General features: G+C 40.8%; 15 protein-coding genes. 7 read left to right on the top strand and 8 right to left on the bottom strand.

Going from position 1 to position 20,412, the window contains the following annotated elements; genetic code table 11:
• Positions 1-116: 116 nt before the first annotated feature.
• A complete protein-coding gene (locus tag LC040_01060) occupies positions 117-284 on the top strand; it encodes an aspartyl-phosphate phosphatase Spo0E family protein (GenBank protein ID WLR51524.1) in 168 nt (55 codons plus the stop codon).
• A 123-nt stretch (positions 285-407) separates the two neighbouring features.
• Here the strand turns inward: LC040_01060 and LC040_01055 are convergent, their stop codons facing one another.
• Positions 408-2,009, bottom strand: a complete 1,602-nt coding sequence (locus LC040_01055; protein WLR51523.1) for a long-chain-fatty-acid--CoA ligase — start codon at positions 2,007-2,009, stop codon at positions 408-410.
• Between the two features lie 197 nt (positions 2,010-2,206).
• On the opposite strand from LC040_01055, the gene LC040_01050 reads away from it, so the two are divergent.
• The 6 genes from LC040_01050 (at position 2,207) to LC040_01025 (ending at position 4,201) form a co-directional block, all read left to right on the top strand.
• The gene (locus LC040_01050; protein WLR51522.1) at positions 2,207-2,428 is read left to right on the top strand and encodes a spore germination protein; all 222 of its coding nucleotides are present in this window, start codon (positions 2,207-2,209) and stop codon (positions 2,426-2,428) included.
• Between the two features lie 45 nt (positions 2,429-2,473).
• Positions 2,474-2,677 carry a spore germination protein GerPB gene (locus tag LC040_01045; GenBank protein ID WLR51521.1) on the top strand — a complete coding sequence of 68 codons (204 nt, stop codon included), beginning with the start codon at positions 2,474-2,476 and terminating at the stop codon, positions 2,675-2,677.
• Positions 2,678-2,710: 33 nt separating this feature from the next.
• Positions 2,711-3,328 (top strand): spore germination protein GerPC, encoded by a 618-nt coding sequence (gene gerPC / locus LC040_01040; protein ID WLR51520.1) that lies wholly within the window; start codon positions 2,711-2,713, stop codon positions 3,326-3,328.
• Positions 3,325-3,501 carry a spore gernimation protein GerPD gene (locus tag LC040_01035; GenBank protein ID WLR51519.1) on the top strand — a complete coding sequence of 59 codons (177 nt, stop codon included), beginning with the start codon at positions 3,325-3,327 and terminating at the stop codon, positions 3,499-3,501. The genes gerPC and LC040_01035 overlap by 4 nt, the downstream gene beginning before the upstream one ends.
• 16 nt (positions 3,502-3,517) lie before the next feature.
• Positions 3,518-3,889, top strand: coding sequence for a spore germination protein GerPE (locus LC040_01030; GenBank protein WLR51518.1), 372 nt, complete (start codon positions 3,518-3,520; stop codon positions 3,887-3,889).
• A 93-nt stretch (positions 3,890-3,982) separates the two neighbouring features.
• Positions 3,983-4,201 carry a spore germination protein gene (locus LC040_01025; GenBank protein ID WLR53162.1) on the top strand — a complete coding sequence of 73 codons (219 nt, stop codon included), beginning with the start codon at positions 3,983-3,985 and terminating at the stop codon, positions 4,199-4,201.
• Positions 4,202-4,217: 16 nt separating this feature from the next.
• Here LC040_01025 and LC040_01020 read toward each other — a convergent pair whose 3' ends face one another.
• From LC040_01020 to lepB, 7 genes are all read right to left on the bottom strand, one after another.
• The gene (locus LC040_01020; protein ID WLR51517.1) at positions 4,218-4,526 is read right to left on the bottom strand and encodes an HNH endonuclease; all 309 of its coding nucleotides are present in this window, start codon (positions 4,524-4,526) and stop codon (positions 4,218-4,220) included.
• A gap of 17 nt (positions 4,527-4,543) precedes the next feature.
• Entirely contained in the window at positions 4,544-7,948 is a 3,405-nt protein-coding gene (locus tag LC040_01015) for an SMC family ATPase (GenBank protein WLR51516.1), read from the bottom strand.
• A 3-nt stretch (positions 7,949-7,951) separates the two neighbouring features.
• Complete coding sequence (gene sbcD / locus LC040_01010) at positions 7,952-9,124, bottom strand: exonuclease subunit SbcD (protein ID WLR51515.1); 1,173 nt, start codon at positions 9,122-9,124, stop codon at positions 7,952-7,954.
• Positions 9,125-9,195: 71 nt separating this feature from the next.
• Positions 9,196-12,915, bottom strand: a complete 3,720-nt coding sequence (addA, locus tag LC040_01005) for a helicase-exonuclease AddAB subunit AddA (GenBank protein ID WLR51514.1) — start codon at positions 12,913-12,915, stop codon at positions 9,196-9,198.
• Positions 12,908-16,426: a helicase-exonuclease AddAB subunit AddB gene (gene addB, locus LC040_01000; protein WLR51513.1), complete on the bottom strand. Its 3,519-nt coding sequence runs from the start codon at positions 16,424-16,426 to the stop codon at positions 12,908-12,910. Before addB ends, addA begins: the two co-directional genes overlap by 8 nt.
• Positions 16,427-16,596: 170 nt before the next feature.
• Positions 16,597-19,680, bottom strand: coding sequence for an efflux RND transporter permease subunit (locus tag LC040_00995; GenBank protein ID WLR51512.1), 3,084 nt, complete (start codon positions 19,678-19,680; stop codon positions 16,597-16,599).
• Positions 19,681-19,860: 180 nt separating this feature from the next.
• Positions 19,861-20,412 (bottom strand): signal peptidase I, encoded by a 552-nt coding sequence (gene lepB / locus LC040_00990; protein ID WLR53161.1) that lies wholly within the window; start codon positions 20,410-20,412, stop codon positions 19,861-19,863.

The following is a 20,412-nucleotide window of genomic DNA, read 5'->3' as shown; positions in this document are numbered from 1 at the left end:
TGATTTTGACTTTTATTGTCACTTTATTTGTTCTTTTAGCGAATGTATTTAAAAAGAGTTTAAAATGGGGCATAATAACAAAAAGAATAAAAACCAAAGAATAGGGAATGAAGGGTATGCAACAAACGATTGAGATAAAAAGAAAAAAAATGATGGATGCTGCAAAAAAATACGGCATTACGTCTAAAGAAACTGTCAAATATAGTCAAGAGTTGGACAAGCTTATTGCTGCTTTCTTAGCTAAAAACAGTAATAATAATGTTTCCTCCATCAAAACTTTTTAAATAGGATAGCTAACATTTGAAGTTGTTTCACACAATGTGAAGCAACTTTTTGTTTTTTCGAATCGAAAAAAAGAAGCTGATTCAAAAGAAAATCTCTTTGAATCAGCTTCTCTATTATTCATATTAATTAACGAAACGACCGTCTTTTACAGCACCTTTTTCTTCCCAAGCTTGATTACGTAAATGAACCTTCTGAATTTTACCAGAAGCCGTCTTCGGGAGTTCATCAACAAATGTAACACCTGTAACAGCTTTAAAGTGTGCAAGATTCTCACGGGAGAACTTGATTACTTCTTCTTCTGTAAGCTGTTCACCTTGTTTGACTACAACAAATGCATGTGGTGTTTCGCCCCATTTTTCATGCGGTAATGCAACAACAGCTGCTTCCAGAATTTTCGGGTGATCATATAGAGCACCTTCAACTTCAATAGAAGAAATATTTTCGCCACCACTAATGATAACATCTTTCTTACGGTCAACAATATCAACATTTCCATATTGATCCATCGTTCCCATATCACCAGTATGGAGCCAACCATTTTGCAATGTTTCCCTAGTAGCTTGCTCATTCTTCCAATAACCGACCATAACGCCATTGCTTCGAACAACAACCTCACCAATTGACTTGCCATCATGCGGAACTTCTTCACCGTAATCATTTACGACGCGCACTTGGCAGCCAACAAGTTCATGACCAGCTTTTGCCTTCATTTTATATTTTTCTTCCTTAGGAAGGTCTTCTAAGTGTGAGCGTACACGCGAGATTGTACTTAATGGAGAGGATTCTGTCATTCCGTATACTTGGATAAACTCCCATCCAATCTCTTCTTCAACTCGTGTAACAAATGCAGGAGGTGGTGCAGAACCTGCAATTACAACACGTAAATCATGATTCATTTCCGGCTTATGCTCATCATAATATTGAATAAGTGCGTTCAATACAGTTGGCGCCATATGCATTGATGACACGTTATGCTTCTGAATATTATTGAAAATCGCTTCTGGAACCGCTTTACGCAAACAGATATGCGTTGCACCGTTTGCAGTGTAATAGAACGGAGCTCCCCATCCATTAACATGGAACATTGGCAGGATATGAAGATAATTATCCTCATCCGTCACACGTAAATGATGCATCATTGACATCGCATGTAAGTAGTTATTACGATGTGTCAGCATAACACCTTTTGGATTACCTGTTGTTCCACTTGTATAAAGCAATGAACACATATCATTCTCATCCATTTCAGGACGTTCATAAGCATCTGTTGGGTACTTACTTAACCACTCATCATAATTTACATCTTTTGTATCTTTATCTGCATAATGAATAATGACTTTTTCAACAGTTTCAAGTTGATCACGAATTGGCTCAATCATTTGATAAAGCTCTTGATCACAGAATAAGAACCTTGAACCACTATGATTTAAAATAAACACATAGTCCTCTGGCTTTAAACGAATATTTAACGGAACCATAACAGCACCGAGCTGGAAGACACCGTAAAACCCTTCTAACATTTCAAGTGTATTCGGTGCCAAATATGCAATTCGATCACCTTTCTCTACACCAAGGTCTTTCAAACCGTGTGATAATTGATTGACACGGTCATTCAATTCAGCATATGTATATTCGCGCCCATCATCGTTAACAACGGCTTTTTTTGTGCCGTATAAACGAACAGCACGATCTAGAAAATCATTCAACAGTAAAGGTACTTGCATTGCCATCCCCCTCTTTTTTTAGAAAATTCTAAATTCCCATATATCAAGGATAGCACTCTTTCATTTGAAAGCGAATTCATTTTCTTGTCTAGTTTATTACAATTTTTTGACTTTTAGGAAAAATAGGAATATAGAATACTTGTTTCAAAGCTTGCATAAATCTAATAAAGATAAGGTTTCGTAAAAGGAGCATGCCTATGCCATCAATTGTAGGTGCAGTCAACGTGAATAGTATAGGTAGTTCAGCAGTTTTTAATATTGGGGATGTGTACTCGATCGCTCCTCGCAGCACCGCAAAAACCTTCTCGGGAGCAGGCTCATTCAATACTGGCGAACGTATTTCGAATGTAAATGAATATAGCGTGACAAACACGTATGATAATGACGTCATTGACCAAGAAATGCTCGGAAATTTATAATTGTGTTCTTCCGAAAAACATCTCCTAAGAATTGGAGGAACAATCATGAACATTTATGTAAACCAACAAATTAATATCCATTCTATTAAAATTGAAGGGATTACAAATTCATCGGTTTTTCAAATTGGAAGCGCAGGTATTATAAAATCACTTTCCAATCTTTATAATACAGGAGGATATATTGAAGAGGCTCCAGAAGTCGTTGAACCTTTACAAGCTCCATATGTCCCACTTCCACCACCACAATAATGAATTGGTCCTGCTGTAAAGGAGGAACTTGACTTGCTTAATCAAAATTGGATGTCCTACATATACCAATTAACTTCATACGTTCATCAGCAGAACAAACGAATCGAAGAACTTGAAATGATGTTAACGAATATGCAGGAGCAACTCACTCAGATAGAAGAAAAAAATGGAAACAGCAAGATTGAAAGAATTGAATATCACTTTGATCAGCTAAAAATCGAAACACTAGAAGGCACCTTAAATATCGGTTTGACACCTAACGCTCCCGGTACTCTCGAAGAGTTCTCAACTGGTGAAAATGAAACTGATCTCTCACCTGCAATTATGAAAAGTTATCCGAATTTAATGACTGAAATTAAACGCCGCTCTGAACATTTTTTAAATAACCATGCCCCTACGATAATTCATAAGGTTTCACAACATTATCGCATGCCAATTGACCAATCTTTACACACATTTATTATCCAAGATATTCATAATCAACTAGACGATAGAATCTTTTCCTATTTACAACGCATTACACCGAACCAAGTTGAAACAGAAGGCGAAAAGAAAATTGTCCAAGAAACAGTCGCTGCGATTCAACGCGATATTGAAAAAGGTGTAGAAATGTTCATTCAAAACCATCAACAGAAAGGAGCACAGTCATGAACTTCCATGTTGTTAATCGCGAGCTCTGCGTTGGAAATCTGGATATTGTCGGGGTGTCCAGTTCGTCTATCGTATTAATTGGTGACACTGAACAAATTTGCTTGTCTTCTTTATTTGATACACCGCCTGAATCATTGATTATCGGACCATTTGTCCCCCTTACAACCGAATAAAAAGGTGGTTAAAGCTGTGATTAAACGAACATCAAGAGTCGACCATATTGACTTAAATATTTTGTCTTTTGCATCTGTATTTGAAATTGGAGATTCTGAACGTATTTCAACTTCAGTCCGTGTTTTAGCTGTACAGCGACAATTCCAAGTTTTCTTTGGAAACGAAGGAAACTTTAATAAATATCCTTTATTTCAAGTCCCACTTCCAAAGCCAGTTGTAAACGAGCGCATAACGATGACTAGACAAAATTTAAATAACGAAATCTACGTCAAAAATATTGATATTTTAGGGATTTCCACGTCCTCCATCTTGCATATCGGTTCAACAAAATCGATTAATAATGAAGCGAGGGTAAAGCATATCCGTCAATTAGCTGGAGAAGAATGAACAAATCAAATAATTAATTCATATGATAAGAAAGAACACCTTCTGCGGAAAAGCTTGACCCCAGATGAACGTATTAATTAAAGGGTGTTGAATATGCCTTCATTTATCGGTGGCCCCATTAATGTAAACAATGTAAGTGGTGTTATGAACTTCGGTGATACACTTAATATTTCTCCAAAAAGCTCATCAAAAACTGCTAATGGTTCTGGTGGAGGTAATATTGGGAACTTTGTCAACACAAACAACGGATTGAGTTCGACAAATTCGTTAGATCCTGATCTTATCGACCAACCGACAGCTGCTAATGTATAAAAAGAAGAAGGCAACCTTAATGAGCCTTCTTCTTTTTATGATTTGATTTTTTCATTTTGACAAGCTTTGTAGGTGGCTGTTTACGAATCCACTTTATAAATTTTGCAATTTGCTCGTTGTTTCTTAGAGCTTCAATCGAATTTAAGCTAACTGCAAGCTCTTCATTCGTAAATAGGGCATGAATTTGGCGATGACAAGGAATACATAAATTGGCCGTTTCTTCGAATGTACCACCCCTCTCTTTAGGTGTTAAATGATGAACGGTTGTTTCGACTTCTGTTCTTGCACATAATGCACAAGTTCCAATTCGTTTCTTCTTCCCCACTGCCTCACCCCCTTACATTAGAGTGCTTCTAATGCTACACTACTTCCTTTTCCAGATGGTTCTGCAGGACTTACAATTAATTTTCTCGGTAACCGCTCTCTTAATTCAGGAACGTGGCTTATCACACCAACAGATAGCTGCTCATGGTTTAGCTTTTCTAGTGCAGAAATGACTGTCTCCAGTAGCTCTTGGTCCAATGTTCCAAAGCCTTCATCAAGGAAAAAGAATTCAAGCGGAAACTCGCCTCTTAATTGAATTTGCGCCGAAAGTGATAGCGCAAGTGCTAGGGATGTTAAGAATGTTTCCCCACCCGATAAGGTAGACACAGGACGTTTCACGCCGCCATTTGCATCGTCACGGATAACGAATCCACCTGCTGAATCAACTTCAATCGCGTAACGACCACGTGTCAGCTTCTTCAATCGCTCAGATGCATCCTTACTTACATGCATCAGCTGTTCTTCAGCTAGAAATTCAACAAATGTGTTACCTCGAAATACATTTTGCAGTTTCCTCAAGTTGTCATGTGAAGCTTGTTGTTTCTTCCCTTCTTCTTCTAAATCCTGATAACGCTCATGCTTTCGTTTCACTTCTTGCAAAGTATTTAACCTACTGCCTTTTTGTTGTTGAGCATCTGAAACTTCCTCTTGAAGCTTGCTTCTCTGTTGTAGCAGTTCATTCCATTGCTCTATGGAAATGAAGCGATCTTGTAATCGTGCCTTTATTTTTTTAAATTCACTTTGCTGCTCTCGCATTGCGTCACCATGGGCCTCTATTCTTTGCTTCCATTCTTGCTTCGTTTCATTATTGATATGGGCGGCTTGTACTTCTTGAATAGATGAAAATGATGAGACTGATTGCTTCTCTTCCCAACGCTGTTTTGCTTCGGTACACCTCGTGTTAGCATGACTGAATGTCGTTTCTGCTTCAGTCATTTCTGTTTGAATACGGTTGTATGCTTCCCGGTTGGTATCTCTTTTCTCATATGCTTCGTTTGTTGCTTGGCGCAACTGTTCAAGCTCTTTTTCCGTTTGCTTTAACACATCTTCCAGCTTATCTAAAGGGGCTTGCTTCTCAATTCTTCCAATAAGTTCTTTTTCTGATTCTGCTTTATTGTTTAACGTATTAACAGCTATAGCGTGATTATTCTCAACTTGATAAAGCTCGGTTTGAAGCTTATTTAATTCTTTCTCTTTTTGTTCGAGAAAAGGAATACTTTTCTCAATGCGTTGATTATATTCAGCCGCTAAGCGGTCTTTTTCATTTATTTCATGCTTACGCTTTTCTACCTCTTCAAATGATAAGCCTGAAAAACGCTGTTCCCATTGCTGATGCTTTGCTTTCAACGTCTCAGATACTTCTTTCTGTTGCTCCTCAGTGCGAGTTATATCTTCATTCAGCGTATCAAGACGGTGTTTCATATGTGTTTGCTGTTGACGTTGCTCTTGAAAAGTACGTATATACTTACGAACAAGCTGCTGAAGCTCAAGCATATCTTGACCTAATGCTTTGCATTCCGTTATCAATGTTTTCATACCAGTAATGAAATCTTCTACACTTGTTAGATTCTCTTCAAGTAGTGATTTCTCTTCATCAACAGATATTGATTGCGGAACATTTTCTGCTAATTGTTCGGTTAATTCTGATGAGAATTGCTCGAGTTGACTTCGATGTGCAGAAAGCTGATGTTGCTGTGCTTGAAATTGTTGCTGTACCTCTTCCAGCTTATGAATTTCACTTGTCAGCTGTTCAACCTGATGAAGCTCTGTTGAAGATGGCGCAGGGTGATGATCTGAGCCACAGACCGGACATGGCTTTCCATCTTCGAGCCCATGAACAAGCTGGGATGCAAGCTGCTTTGCTTTTTCATTATCAAGCTGCTTCTTTTTATTCATGATAAAGGTTGACACACTATATGAAAGCTTTTCCCATTCACGTTCCCGTTTACATATCCTTGCATATACTTGTTCATTACGGATGAATGTCTCTTGAAGCTTTTCCATCGTCGTTTTCAGCTGCTGTTCAACAAGCTCATGTGCTTTTGCTTGCTCAGAGTATGCGGCTTGCTTTGCTTCAACTTGTCCATTTATCTCTTTCACTTGCTTGTTCGTTAAATCATACACTTGCTTCAGCTCTGAGGCAGCTTGAATATTCTCTCGCTCTTCCACGGTGACATTTACTTTATTTCGTTCTTCTTTTAATTGCCTTTGTTTCTGTTCACCCTTTTGCTTTATTGCTTCTGTTTGAGAGTATACCTGTTTCTTCTCTTTTTTTGTTTTTTCCAAGCTTTCAATGTCTGCTTCAAGCTTCCTTCGTTCATTACGAAATTTTAGCAGTCGTTGCTTCTCCTCTAGTGCACCCTTTAGCTGTTCAATCTGTGTTGAATATTTTGGTACTTGCTGGTCATGGACTTCTTTTAGTTCTGTATATTTCTTTTCACTTTCTTCATAAGCCTGCTTCGATATTTTTAACGTTTCTTCTAAGCGCTTCTTTTCTTTTTGAGCATGTTCAAATTGAATTTCTGCTGCTTTTAGCTCCTCTAAGTACGGCGTTAATGCTTCTGCTTTCTCTGCTTGCTCGAGGCGCTTTTTTAACTGTTCGACTTGCGGGGACTGTTGTTGCAAGCTTTCTAACTTTTGTTCCACTGTTTCTCTTTGCTCTTGATACTGTCGAATTTCCTTCGCCTCTTCGTATTGATTCTGAACACGTTCTAATTCTGTTTGCTTTGTTTGCAAATGTTTTTCAGCTACTTTCAAGTCTTCCTCCGCTTGTTGCAGCGCTTCTTTTGAAGCGTCACCGAGCCCTGTTTTTTCTGCTTCTATTTCACGAAGTGCACCTTCTACTGATTGAATGCGGATACGAAGCTTTTGATTTAACTTGTCTCCGTATTGTTCTAAATGAAAGAGGCGTTGCAGCATTTGTCTGCGCTCAGAGCCTTTCAATGAAAGAAATTCAGCAAATTTCCCTTGCGGAAGAACGACAGCACGTGTGAAATCATCAATTGTTAAGCCGAGGATTGTTTCAATGTGTTGATTCACATCTCCGGCTTTTTCTGCAAGGACAATTGTTTTATCTGTTAAATCAATCAGACGACAAGTGGAGGTACGAATGTTCACATCTCCTGAGCGTTTGAAACGACGTTCCACTCTGTAGCGTTTTATCGTTTTCGCGTTCCCTAACTCAAATGTAAATCCCACATCAAGTGTATCTTCTGCATGGTTTAGAATTCCTTGTGTATTGTTAGATGCACGCTCCACCTTTCCATACAACGCTAACGTCATCGCATCTAATAATGACGATTTCCCACTGCCAGTCGGACCGAAAATGCCGAATACGCCACCTTTCGTAAGTTCATCAAATTGCACTTCTTGCTTCTCACGAAAGCTGTGCAACCCCGCAATTGTTAAATGAATAGGACGCATCGTTTACTCCTCCTCCCTGTCGTCATCTTGAATAATTTTCAAAAACAATTCGACAAGTTCTGGTTCTGGGACTCCGCCACCTGTCTGCCGTTTATAAAATATTTTAAACATCTCATCTATTGGTATATTGCGCTTTGGTGTGTCATTCATTTCAGCTTCCATCTCAGGAAAGATTGGGCGAATATGAATCAACCCATCGTGCTGTTTGCGTAGACGATGAATTTCTTCAATTGATAAAGCATTTTCAACATGAATTTCGAGGTCAATCCACGCATTATGGTCGCGGCCTTCAGCAAGCCATTGATAGACTTCTTGCATGCCGTTCAAAGCCTTCCACGAAACAAGCGGCCTTCCTGATGAAAGGTAAATTTCCTCAAGCTGTGCTTGTCCTCCTGGCTTGACATCAACGATCGTAACTGACTTTGTATAATTGGCTTCTGAGAAGCTGAATGCTAATGGAGAGCCTGAATAGCGTGCGGGAGCCAGTGCATTCTTAATATTTTGCGGACGATGTAAGTGGCCTAATGCTGTGTATTGCGCTTTCGCTGGCAAGCTTGTCGCACGAACCGTATAGGCGCCTCCAACTTCAATCGGCCGCTCTGATTCAGTTGAGCTGCCACCCGCTGTAAAGATATGACTCATTGCCACATTGACGGTATCGTTTGTAAATGAATGACACAGTTTATCGAAGATGCCTCGTATTTGTGCATCATACGTCTCCCGTAGTAATAGTTCTTCATTTTCTTCCGACAATACTGTTTTCAAACGTGCTTCTGACGGATATGGAAGTGCTGCAACATTTAATAATTCCCCACTAGTTGGTACAGGTAATTTAATCATTTGTTCAATCGGATAACCAACTAATGTAATGCCATGCTTTTGAGCAAGAGGAGACGAAGCAGACAAACGATCTGGGTTGTCATGGTTTCCTGCAATGACAATGACAGGTCGTCTACCATTATCCGAAAGCCTTGCCATACTGTCATAAAATAATTGTTCCGCTCGTGCCGGAGGATTCACCGTATCAAATACATCGCCTGCCATTAACACTGCATCGATCTTTTCTCGTTCAACAATCTCACACAATTCATCAAGAAATTGCTCTTGCTCCTCTAGACGACTCCGCCCTTCTAATGTACGACCTAGATGCCAGTCAGCTGTATGTAATAACCGCATTCCCCTATCATCCTTTGTTTTATTTAATAAACAGAGAGACTGCCTAAAGCAATCAAGCAGCCTCCGTTTTTTCACATTTTAATAACATGACTCCCGTCAAAGAAATACAAATATTTTGCCGCAATTGGTGCTTTCCAAATTTGTTCAAGTGCTTTCGCATACATGTCAATTTGAACCCGATAGCGCTCTTCAAGTAACGGTTTCGCTTCTTGGAACCCACCTTTAAAACGGTCTGTAATGTTATCTGATTTATAATCAATCAATGTTAAGCCGTCCTCATCATTCACAAGACAGTCAATAACCCCTTGCACAAGCACGGTTTCATCGCCATCGTGCCACTCAGGGTAAGCTTCTTCAGCTGGCAAAGCCATTGTAAATGGCACCTCACGCCTTACATTGTCAGCTTGTAACACTTTCTGACCAAGCTCGGATGCAAAAAAGGCTGTAATTGACTCAATCTCAACCGCATCTGCCTGATCTTGTGTAAGCAGTTCTTTCTGAACCATCTCTGCAATTTGAGCAGCAATCGACTCTTCAGAAACAGGCAGCTCAAAGTCAATATGCTGCATAACGGCGTGCATCGCTGTCCCACGTTCTGCTGAAGTAAGCTGACTGCTTTGCATAAACAGCGGACGCTCAGAAATAGGTGCACGGTATTGACGAACAAAACGATGGTCGCTATATTCATCCACCTGCTGATGTGTTCGCTTAATTTCAGTAACAGATTGTTTTGAGCGTCGATCCGTTGCTTCAGCATATGGGTAACGCCAATTTAATCGTTTGTAGACATCCTCGTGCCATTCACTTTGCACACTAGCCTTCTCCCAATTACGCAATGCCTCCTGTAGTTCTTCATGCTGTGCGGCTTCTTCCAACATTTCCTCACCAAGCATTGCTGCTTCTACAATTTCGGCCTTCAACTGAGCAGGGTAGCTCTTTACCTCTTCTGGAGATTGATTATCCTGCTCACTCGCTAAAGTTGAATGTACATGTTGGTGACGTAACAGGGCAGGGCCAAGCCAATTCAAATAAGAAATGGCTTTTGAACGCTCGAACGGAGGCAAGAACCACTCAGGGTGCTGCAGAGCATCTGACCAACTGTTCAACTCTTTTTCAATATCCTTTACCGTTGCAGTTAAAATCAATTTCTCTTTTGCCCGAGTTAATGCTACATAAAGGACACGCATTTCCTCAGCAATCATTTCCATCTGCATTCTTCGCTTCATCGCATGCTGTGCAATCGTTGGATAACTAATCCTTAGCTGCGGATGGACATATTTCGAAGCGAAGCCTAAGTTTTTGTGAAGCATCGTTTTCGCTCGCAGGTCTTGTAAATTAAATTGCTTTCCTAACCCAGAAACAAAAACAATCGGGAACTCAAGTCCCTTACTCTTGTGAATTGTCATTAGGCGGACAACATCTTCTTGTTCACCAAGGGCACGGGCAGCTCCAAGGTCGTCACCACGGTCTTGCATCCGCTCAATAAACCGCAAGAAGCGGAACAGTCCTCGGAATGACGTTTCTTCATATTGACGCGCCCGGTCATATAAAGCACGTAAATTAGCTTGACGTTGCTTTCCACCTGGAATACCACCAACAAAGTTGTAATAACCTGTCTCACTATAAATCTGCCAAATTAATTCAGAGAGTGCTCCTTGTCGCGCACATGTACGCCAATTTGTAAGCTTCTCATAAAATGCACGCACCTTTTCAATCTTTTCTGTTTCCTCTGCTTGCTTCATATATTCTTGCATAGCTTCATAATAAGAAACTCGCGGGTTTGCTGTTCGAATTTCAGCTAAGTCATTCTCTGTCAAGCCAACAATCGGAGAACGCAGTACAGCGGCAAGCGGAATATCTTGATGCGGATTATCGATTGTTTTAAGTAATGACATCATAATCGACACTTCGACTGCTTCAAAATAGCCGGTTGAAAGCTCCGCATACACTGGAATACCCGCTTGCTTAAATTCTTCCATGATTGTCGGCGCCCATCCAAAGGAACGTAAAAGGATGATGACATCACGGTAGGTCATCCTTCGCATTCGTTTCAATTCTTTATCAAAAACTTCATATCCACTTTCAATCATTGCTTTTATCTTTCGAGCCACTAACCTTGCTTCTAATTGCGCAGTTTCTAACTCATCTACATCAATGATTGCCTCATTCTCTGATTGTGGTTCAGTCTCCATCCCCTCACGATGAACGAGTAAAAGTTCTGTTTCAACGTTCGCAGTATCTGGATAAGAAGCTCCCTGCTTCAATTCAGCATCTTCGTTATAATCAATTTCCCCAACAGGCTCATCCATTAATTGTTTAAAAATATAATTCGTTGCATCAAGCACTTCTGAACGGCTTCGGAAGTTCTTTGCAAGGTCGATCCGCAATCCCTCTCCTGTGCCATCTTTCGTAAACTTCTTGTATTTCTGTAGAAACAGTCCCGGCTCAGCAAGACGGAAGCGATAGATACTTTGCTTCACATCGCCGACCATGAACAAATTATCTCCCTTTGAAACAAGCTGAATAATTGTTTCTTGTACAAGGTTTGTATCTTGATACTCATCTACAAGCACTTCTGCAAATTGTTGCTTATAATCTAGCGCGGCTTCTGAAGGAATAGCTGAATCTGTTGACAGTTCCTCTGCTAATACTGCCAGTGCATAGTGTTCGAGATCAGAGAAATCCACAAGGCCATGCTCTTTCTTCGCTTGGTCGAACCTTTCAGAAAAGACTTGAACAAGCTCTATTAACTTTCCAACAGCTGGTGCCATTTCTTTCAAATCTTTTAAATAGCTTTGCGGCGACCGTTGAAACAGCTCTTCCTCGATTTTTTTGACGATTTTTTTAGCTGAATCACGCATCCCTTTAATCTGCTCTTGCAGATTCTTATCGATATCTTTGCCACGGGCACTTTTTAAACGGCCAAATGCTTGAAGGCTTTGAAACCCTTCATACAAAGCAGTCCAATCATTGTGCGCTCGAAGCTGACGAACACCTTCCAAATCAACTTCAAGGTTTTCCGCATAAGCTGCAGGTGCTCCCGGCTCATGCGTTAAATCCATTGCCTTTGTCAGCAGCTGCTCTGCCCCTTCAAGCTGTAAATGAATATCAGCGAGCAAATCAGAAATCCATGGCAAATCCTCAATTGTCGCCTCGTCCTTAAGCTCGTAGCTTCGTTTGATCTGTTCAAGCCATTCATTCGGATGTGGGTTAGCTCGTGCAAAGTCATACAACTTTCGGATCAGTACTTGCAGATCAAGATCACTGCGGTCACTGCTATACCGGTCCACTAAGTCATAGAAGCGCTCATTTTCCTCTGTGCTATATTCCTCTTCAAAGATCTCGTCCAATACTTCTTCACGCAGTAGCTCAGCCTCTGTTTGGTCAGCAATCCGAAATTTCGGGTCTAAATCAAGCTTGTAATAATACTTCCGGACAATCTCCATACAAAATGAATGCAAGGTAGAAATCGATGCCCTATTCAGCAATGAAAGCTGTCGGCGCAGATGTAAGGAAGAAGGGTTTGTCTGCAACTCTTTTTCTAGTGCTTCGCCTACTCTTTTCCTCATTTCTGCTGCAGCTGCATTTGTAAATGTTGCGACAAGCAGGCGGTCGACATCGACTGGATTGTTCGTATTTGTAATCTTTCGGATAATCCGTTCAACAAGTACGGCCGTCTTACCTGAGCCGGCAGCAGCTGCAACAAGAATATCCTTTCCTTCTGCTGTAATCGCCTGCCATTGTTCATCTGTCCACATACTATCTTTCGGTTTTGGGATTGTATTAATCATCCGCTTCACCATCCTTGCGCAGCTCCTCAAATATTTCATCACGTTCTTTTTTCTTCATAATACGGTAATTGTTTTCTTCAAGAGACGGGTCAAACTGACAGACAGACTTGAATGAGCAATATGTGCATGGCACTCTATCATTTAATTTATATGGATTGATTTCAATCTTTCCATCCGTAATATCCCTTCCAATGTATGAAAGTAATTGTCGCACATGCTTCTGAAGCATTTGGAACTCTTCCTTGCTTGCAACAGCTGATTGCTTATAGAAGCTGCCATCCCGTTTCAATGCTACAGGCACAATATCGGAATGCCCACTCTCTAACGTCGTATCCATTAACCGGGCAACGTTTTCTTCGGCAGTTAATAAGCCTTTCATTTTAAATTCCTTAAACAACTTATCTTCAATTTCTGCTTCGTTCAACATTCCAGATGTACTAAGCATTGGGTTATGCACGTGGAAATAGAGCACACCAGCAGGCAATGCTTCTTGCCCGAGCCATTGCTGTGAGTACGTGATGACGACATCTAAATAAGTCAACATTTGTAATGCAAGCCCAAAATACACTTCAGCCAAATCGAGTGTCTTTTGGCTTGATTTATAATCAATAATCCGTAGCAGCAGCCCGTGTGTCTCATCCTTCGCTTGGTCGACACGGTCAATGCGTCCGATCACTTCCATCGTACAGCCATTCGGCAATGTGAATGACAAAGGAGGAAGCTTATCCGTCTGGTTCTTACCAAATCCAAGCTCAAGACCAACCGGAGAAAAACCACTTAACCGCGCATGTTCACTTAATATCGTCGATGCACGGCCGACAACGGCTTGTAATTTATGCTTAATATAATGATAACGATTCGAGCTCAATAGAATTTCCCGCTGAATATTCGGCGCAAGCTCTTCTACCATTTGCTTTGCAAGATGCTGGCATTGATCCTTCGTCAGCTTGCCCCAATCCAGCTTGTTCTGCTGAACGTAATCCGCTAATTTGCGAAGTGCTTCATGAAATAGCTGTCCAATATCTGGCGCTTCAAGTCGATAATGTTCTCGTTCCTGTAACCGCAAACCATGTGAGGCGAACTGTGAAAACGCACAAGACTGAAATCGCTCCATTCTTGAAACACTCGTTTGAATATGGTTCCCGTATAACTTACGACTGACTTCTTCTTTTAACGCATTTGCTTCATTTTTATAAAAGAGACTGCTCAGTGCGTTCTTTGCGGCAAACCCTTGCTCTGGATGGTCAATATACCAATTGTAAACATCCCACCAAAATTCAGCTATCGGATAACCGCGCTTCCACTGCTGCATTTGGGAAGCTAAATATGATGTTGTCTTACGCGGAGTTGTTACATACCGATATTGCTCAGCTTGTGATTCCTCGCTCGGTTCATCGTACAGAAGTTTATGATGAGCTTCTGGGAATAAATCTTTCACTCGATTAATGAGCACAGACGGAACAAGCGTCTTTCCTTCTTCATCTGCAAGCGGATAGCTGATATATAACCGCTCTGAAGCACTCGTTAATGCTAAATAGATAAGAAAGTTCTCATCAAGAAGCTGACGCCTACTACCAGGAGCAAGCTCCATACCGGCGACTGCAAGAGCTTCACGTTCCGACTCTGATAGGATTCCATCCTCAACAGGCTTTGCAGGAATAACACCATCATTCACACCTAAAATGAATGTACAGCGAATGTCAGAGAAACGGGAATGTTCAATATCTCCTACCAACACTTGGTCCATTGCAGGTGGAACGAGCGAGAATTTCATTGATTCAAGCCCTGTCTCCATGATTTTGCGGAACAAATCAAACGACAACTGCTCTTCAGCCATTACTTCAACAATTTGGTCGAATAAATCAACAACCGCACGCCACACTTGATCATGCTCACGAGCAGCTGTTAGACGACCGGTCTCTTCTGCTTCATTGCGAAGATACTCTAGCTTCTTTGGTACGTCCATTTCTTCTAAAAATTGATAAAGATACATGCACAGCTCCCGGACAGTCTTTGCCTTCTTCATTTTCTTCTCCAGCTTTTGAAGAGGTGGAACAATCAAGTTACGCAAGTCATTGATTCGTTTTTCATACTCGGCTTCTCGATCAGTTTTTGCTAAGTTTTGATCAACTGTCGTTCTGAAACGGCGATACGTCCAAGGTTCTTTCTGTTTCCACCGTTCGCCTTGAACGCCGTAAGCGAGCACATAATTTTCGAGAACATCCACTTCTTCACGAAGAACTTTCGTATCCATATCTGCTGGAAATAATAATTCAGTTTTTAACGCACGAAATACAGCTTCATACCGCCAGTTTCCTTGAATAATATCAAGCGTTGAACGAATCAGCTCAATTAACGGATGATTCAGCATCGAACCTTTGCTATCTAAGAAAACAGGAATCTCATAATCTGCAAAAATCGTTTCAAATAAATCATGATAAGCTCCGCTATTTCGAATTAGAATTGCAATATCCCGGTAGCGGTAGCCTTTGTTCTGGACCAACTCGTAAATTTCCCGCGCAATTCCTTCTACTTCTGCACGGCGGTTAACCGCTGGATACACATGCACATCACCCTTCTGTTCATAAGGAACGGCAGGTCGTGTATCATAATGCAATTCTAAATGAGCGAGTGAAGGACTATGTTGAAAGCGTTTTGGCACTCCACTTAGAAAAGATGTCGGCTCTGTCTCAACCACTTCCTCTGAAGCAACCTTTTGCAGATGCTGGTAAGTAGAGGAGGTCATATGAAATAAATCAAGCTCGTGAACGACACTTCCTTCTAAAGGCCGGTCCATCGTTAGAGCAACATTGACTCGTTTGCAATGCTTCATTAACGCTGTAAGCACAAGCATTTCCTGCGGGGTAAAGCTATGAAAGCCATCAACATAGATTTCAGCATTTTTTAAACTTTTGGCATGTGGAATACTCTCAGCAAGCAATTGCAAATAATCTTCTGAATCGACATAATGATTGCGAACATGTTCTTCAAAGGCATGGTAGATTAAATGAAAATCATGCAATTTATCACTTAAGACAACATCAAGCGGCTGCTTCACCACTGCTCCTTCAATTTCATCTCGTTTATGAAGGAGGTCTTCAGAGTCAACACAATACCTTTTAAATTCTGTAATCATTGTTTCCATTTGCTCCACAAAGCCACTTGTCTTAGAGGCTTTCTGAAAAACCTTTAACTGTTGACGATTCTTTTCAATAATGGTCCGTAATAACATATGAATTCCTGTTGCAGAAAGGTGGTAACGGGCAATCCCTCCTGTTTCTTGTAACACCCGCCACGCAAGACGTGTGAAGCTGAATACTTGAGCTCGGATCATCCCTCCAAGTCCAGGTGTTTTAATTAAGTGTGATTCTGACTGAAATGTCATTTGTTCAGGTACTAAGTAAATAATCGGCTGACCGTCTGGCTCTTTGTGAAGGCGTTCTCGAATCTCGTTCAAGCATTGACTCGTTTTCCCGCTACCAGCTCGGCCCACTATAAAACGAAGTGACACGTCGGTACTCCCCCTTTTTTCCCTTAAAATAAGGCAGAAAAAGCCCAGCTTGTACATTCGTAAAGCCAGGCTGCTTATGCATTATCGTCATGTTGTTTCCGAAAAACCGTACTGATGTTTCCATTATAGCGAACAAAAACAGGCAGGGAAACACCTCTGCCTGTTTTTCATTATTCTTCTATCGCTTTTGTCTTAGTTCGGCTGAATTTAGCTAAGATTAAATAAAATGCTGGCACTAATAGAAGTGTTAGCCCTGTTGAAAAAGCAAGACCAGCTACGACCGCAATCGCAAGCGGACGAAACAATACATCCCCTGCAATCGCAATTGGAAGCAACGCTCCAATTGAAGTTAGTGTTGTTAATACAATCGGACGAATACGTGCCCGTCCTGCTTCAATCACAGCTTCGATCATCGACATTCCTTCATCCATTCGCTGCTGAATAAATTCAATTAAAATAACAGAGTTACGCACTACAATACCTGATAACGAAACCATACCAAGCACAGCAAGGAAGCTTAGCGGGGTTCCTGTGATGAACAAGCCAATAATCGCTCCGGTAATACCTAAGTAAACAGAACTTAAGATTAAGAACGGCATAAGCAATGAGTTGAACTGAATTACGATCACAAGGTAAATTAAAAATAGCACAATGATAAACAGCTTTGTTACTTCAATAAAGAACTCAGAGCGCTCCGATGTTTCTCCACCAATCGTTAAAGAATACCCTTCCTGTGTCTTTCCTTTAAGTTCATTAACAATCGAAAGAGCTTCCTCCTCAAAAGCAGCTTTCTCGCCTTCTTCAGGATAGGCACGAATGGTAATCGTTCGCTCTCCATCAATATGCGGAATACGTTGAAGCTGCTTCTTCTTCACTTCATCGACAAGTTCATCTACTGAAACTGTCTGCAAGGCACCTTCTTGCTGATATTGACTGCGAAGTTCCAGCTGACGTAAATCAACTGTCTCACTATCGACATTATCATCAAGGAACAAACGCATATCACGCCGTTCATTTCCATCATCGAAGGTGCCCATCCGAACCCCTTCAACAGCTGCTTGAATTTGCTGACTGACATCTTGAATGGTTAGTCCATTCCAATCAAGCATTGTCCGATCAGGTACATATTCAACAACAGGCTGAGGAGTACCAACATCAACTGTCACAAATTTTGCACCTTCAAGGTTTTCAAGCTGGAACTGCAAACTATCAGCTAAGTCAATCAAATAATCAATATCAGGCCCTGCCACCTTTACTGCGACTGGAGCTCCGACAGGCGGACCTGTTACAATCGTCTCTAGCTCAATTACTGCATTTGAATATTGCTCACGTAACTTGTCATCCCATTTATTCATAAAATTAGTCGTAGACGTTTCTTCTTTGTCTATCCTTACAAGTACTTGACCAGTATTTTCTCCTGGGTTATCGAGCTGGGCACTAAATAACCCAGGCAAGCCCGTGCCTGCAAATACAGCGGTCTCCTTCACTAATTCATCTTGCTGAAGCGTATCTTCAATCTCCTTAAGAGTGTCTTCAGTATCTTCAAGCAGCGTTCCATTTGGAAGCCGAACAGAAACCGTTACTTCCTCACGATCGGCTGCGGGAAAGAATTCAAATGGGATTTTCGTCGCTAAGCTTGATAATAAAATACAAGCAACAAGACCACTAAGCCCGACGATAACAGGCCTCTTAACGATTTTTGCAAGAACTTTATCTGCATAAAAACGCTCCAACCATGCGAAGAAGCCTCCAAGCAGTCCGCCTCTTTTCACCTGCCGCTCCTTACGTTGATTCTTTTTCTCACGCCATGATGTGTAAATTGGAATAAAAGTTAAAGCAATAATCGTTGAACCAATAATAGTTGTAATTAATACTGTCGGCAGGGCACGAATAAAGGCACCACTGCTTCCTGATAAGAAAACGAGCGGAAAGAAACTAAAAATAATCATTAACGAGGACGTTACAATTGAGATCCATACTTCCTTAACACCATTCACAGCCCCTTGCTTCGGACCATCTCCTAATCGGTAACGCCGCTGGATGTTATCGTTTACCACAATCGCATCATCAACTAAAATACCAATAGCGATTATCATCCCGATAATTGTAATTTGATTCAAATCCACCTCTGCATATGGCAATGGAATAATACCGATTAAAATGGACAACGGAATTGCCAAAGCAACAAGAAAAGCTGAAGAAGGTGTCAACCCAAGAAGCATGACCAATATGACAACACCAACTGATATGACCGAGGAAATAGCTAAATCGCGAAAAATATCTTCAACGAATGTACTTTGAAGATAGAACGGTTCTACTTCTATCTGCTGCGGTAATTCTTTCTGCAACTGCTTCATTTCCGCTGAGATTTTTTCCTGCAGTGGGAGAATATTAACCCCTTTTTCTGCAAGAACAGTTACTGAAAGTGAAGGCGTTTCGCGATATGTAATTAAATCCTGTTTCTCTTTCGGAACAATTTCCACACTGCCGACATCTTTTACATAGACGGGCTGATTGTATTTTCCCTTTGTAATTGTGACATTTTCTATTTCAGAAACTTGATCATAGTTACGGATTTTCAATTGATAAGCTGTACCTTGACGTTCTGCTTTTCCTAATGCAGCTGGCGAAAATTCTTTATTAATCGCTTGCATCACTTGTGGCATAACAACATTGTAAGCTTGTAGTTGATCTGCATTAAGTGTAATTAGCACTTCTTGTTCTGGAAGACCTTTCACTTGAACCTTTGCTATACCATCAATTTCAAGCATCTTTTCTTCCCAAGCCTCAAGCTGATCACGAATATCGAGAAGCCAAGAGGGATCACTACTCATTAAATGATATGAGGCAACTGCTGAAGGCCTTAAGTCAGTATTCACCTCAGGTTCTTGTGAATCGTCTGGGAAGGTTCGTGAAACATCTGACACAGATTGCCTCAGCTGCGAGAACGCATCATTTTCATTAAAGCTGTCTTCGAACTCTAAGACAATATTTGAGAAGCCTGTAGCAGAAACTGATGAAATTTCTTTCAAACCGTCTATATCCTTTAATTCCTCTTCAAGAGGGTTTGTAATATTTCGTTCTACTTCTTCAGGCGAGGCGCCTGGAAATACTGTTTTCACTGTGGCAATATTTACGCTTACTTCTGGTATCTCACGCTTTGGCAACTGTACAACTGTAATAATTCCAACAAGCACCAGCAGCGTCAGCATAATCACAATGACTTTTGCCCGCCCTAGAATCCACTCGAACACAGCCCATCCCTCCACTCTCTTTTTTTTAATATATTACACACACAAAAAAGTTCCCTCTTTGTACAAAAGCTAAAACATCCTTATCCATTATTTTAACAAAGAAAGAGAAATTCTTGAAAATAGAAGGTGTTGGTAGTTTAACCCATAAAGAAAACTGCTAACATCAAGCTGCCAGCAGTGTTAAAAGTGAACATCAATATCTTGAACAGGCCAATATCTTAGATTAACCTTTCCTACAACCTTTTCAATCGACACAAATCCAAAATAGCGGCTATCATAACTTTTTCCGCGGTTGTCCCCCATCACAAATAAATAGTTTTCGGGTACTTCTTTCTCGCCTGTAATTTCTTCAAGCGTAAAATCTTCTGTAAAAATATCGGCAGCAGGGTCCTCTATATTTTGTAAGAAAGCTTGAGGTGTTGGTTCACCATTAATAAATAATGTATTGTTTTTAACCTTAACTGTATCACCAGGCAATCCAATCACACGCTTGACGTAATCTTCCTTCTCATTTGCATGAAAAACAATCACATCAAAACGGCGAATGTCTGTCATTTCATAACCAATTTTATTAATAACAAGTAAGTTTCCATCATTCAAAGTTGGCAGCATCGATTCCCCTTGCACAACATAACTCGAAAAGAAAAACGAGCGAATAAGTAGTGCAATCAGTATGGCCAGGCCTAAGGACTGCACCCACCCAAGCGAAATCCTCCCCCTATCCCTCTTCAT

The organism is Bacillus tianshenii, assembly GCA_020524525.2.
GTDB lineage: Bacteria > Bacillota > Bacilli > Bacillales > Bacillaceae_N > Bacillus_AV.
Note: the sequence above shows the minus strand (reverse complement) of the source record. Positions and strands in the feature narration are given on the sequence as shown.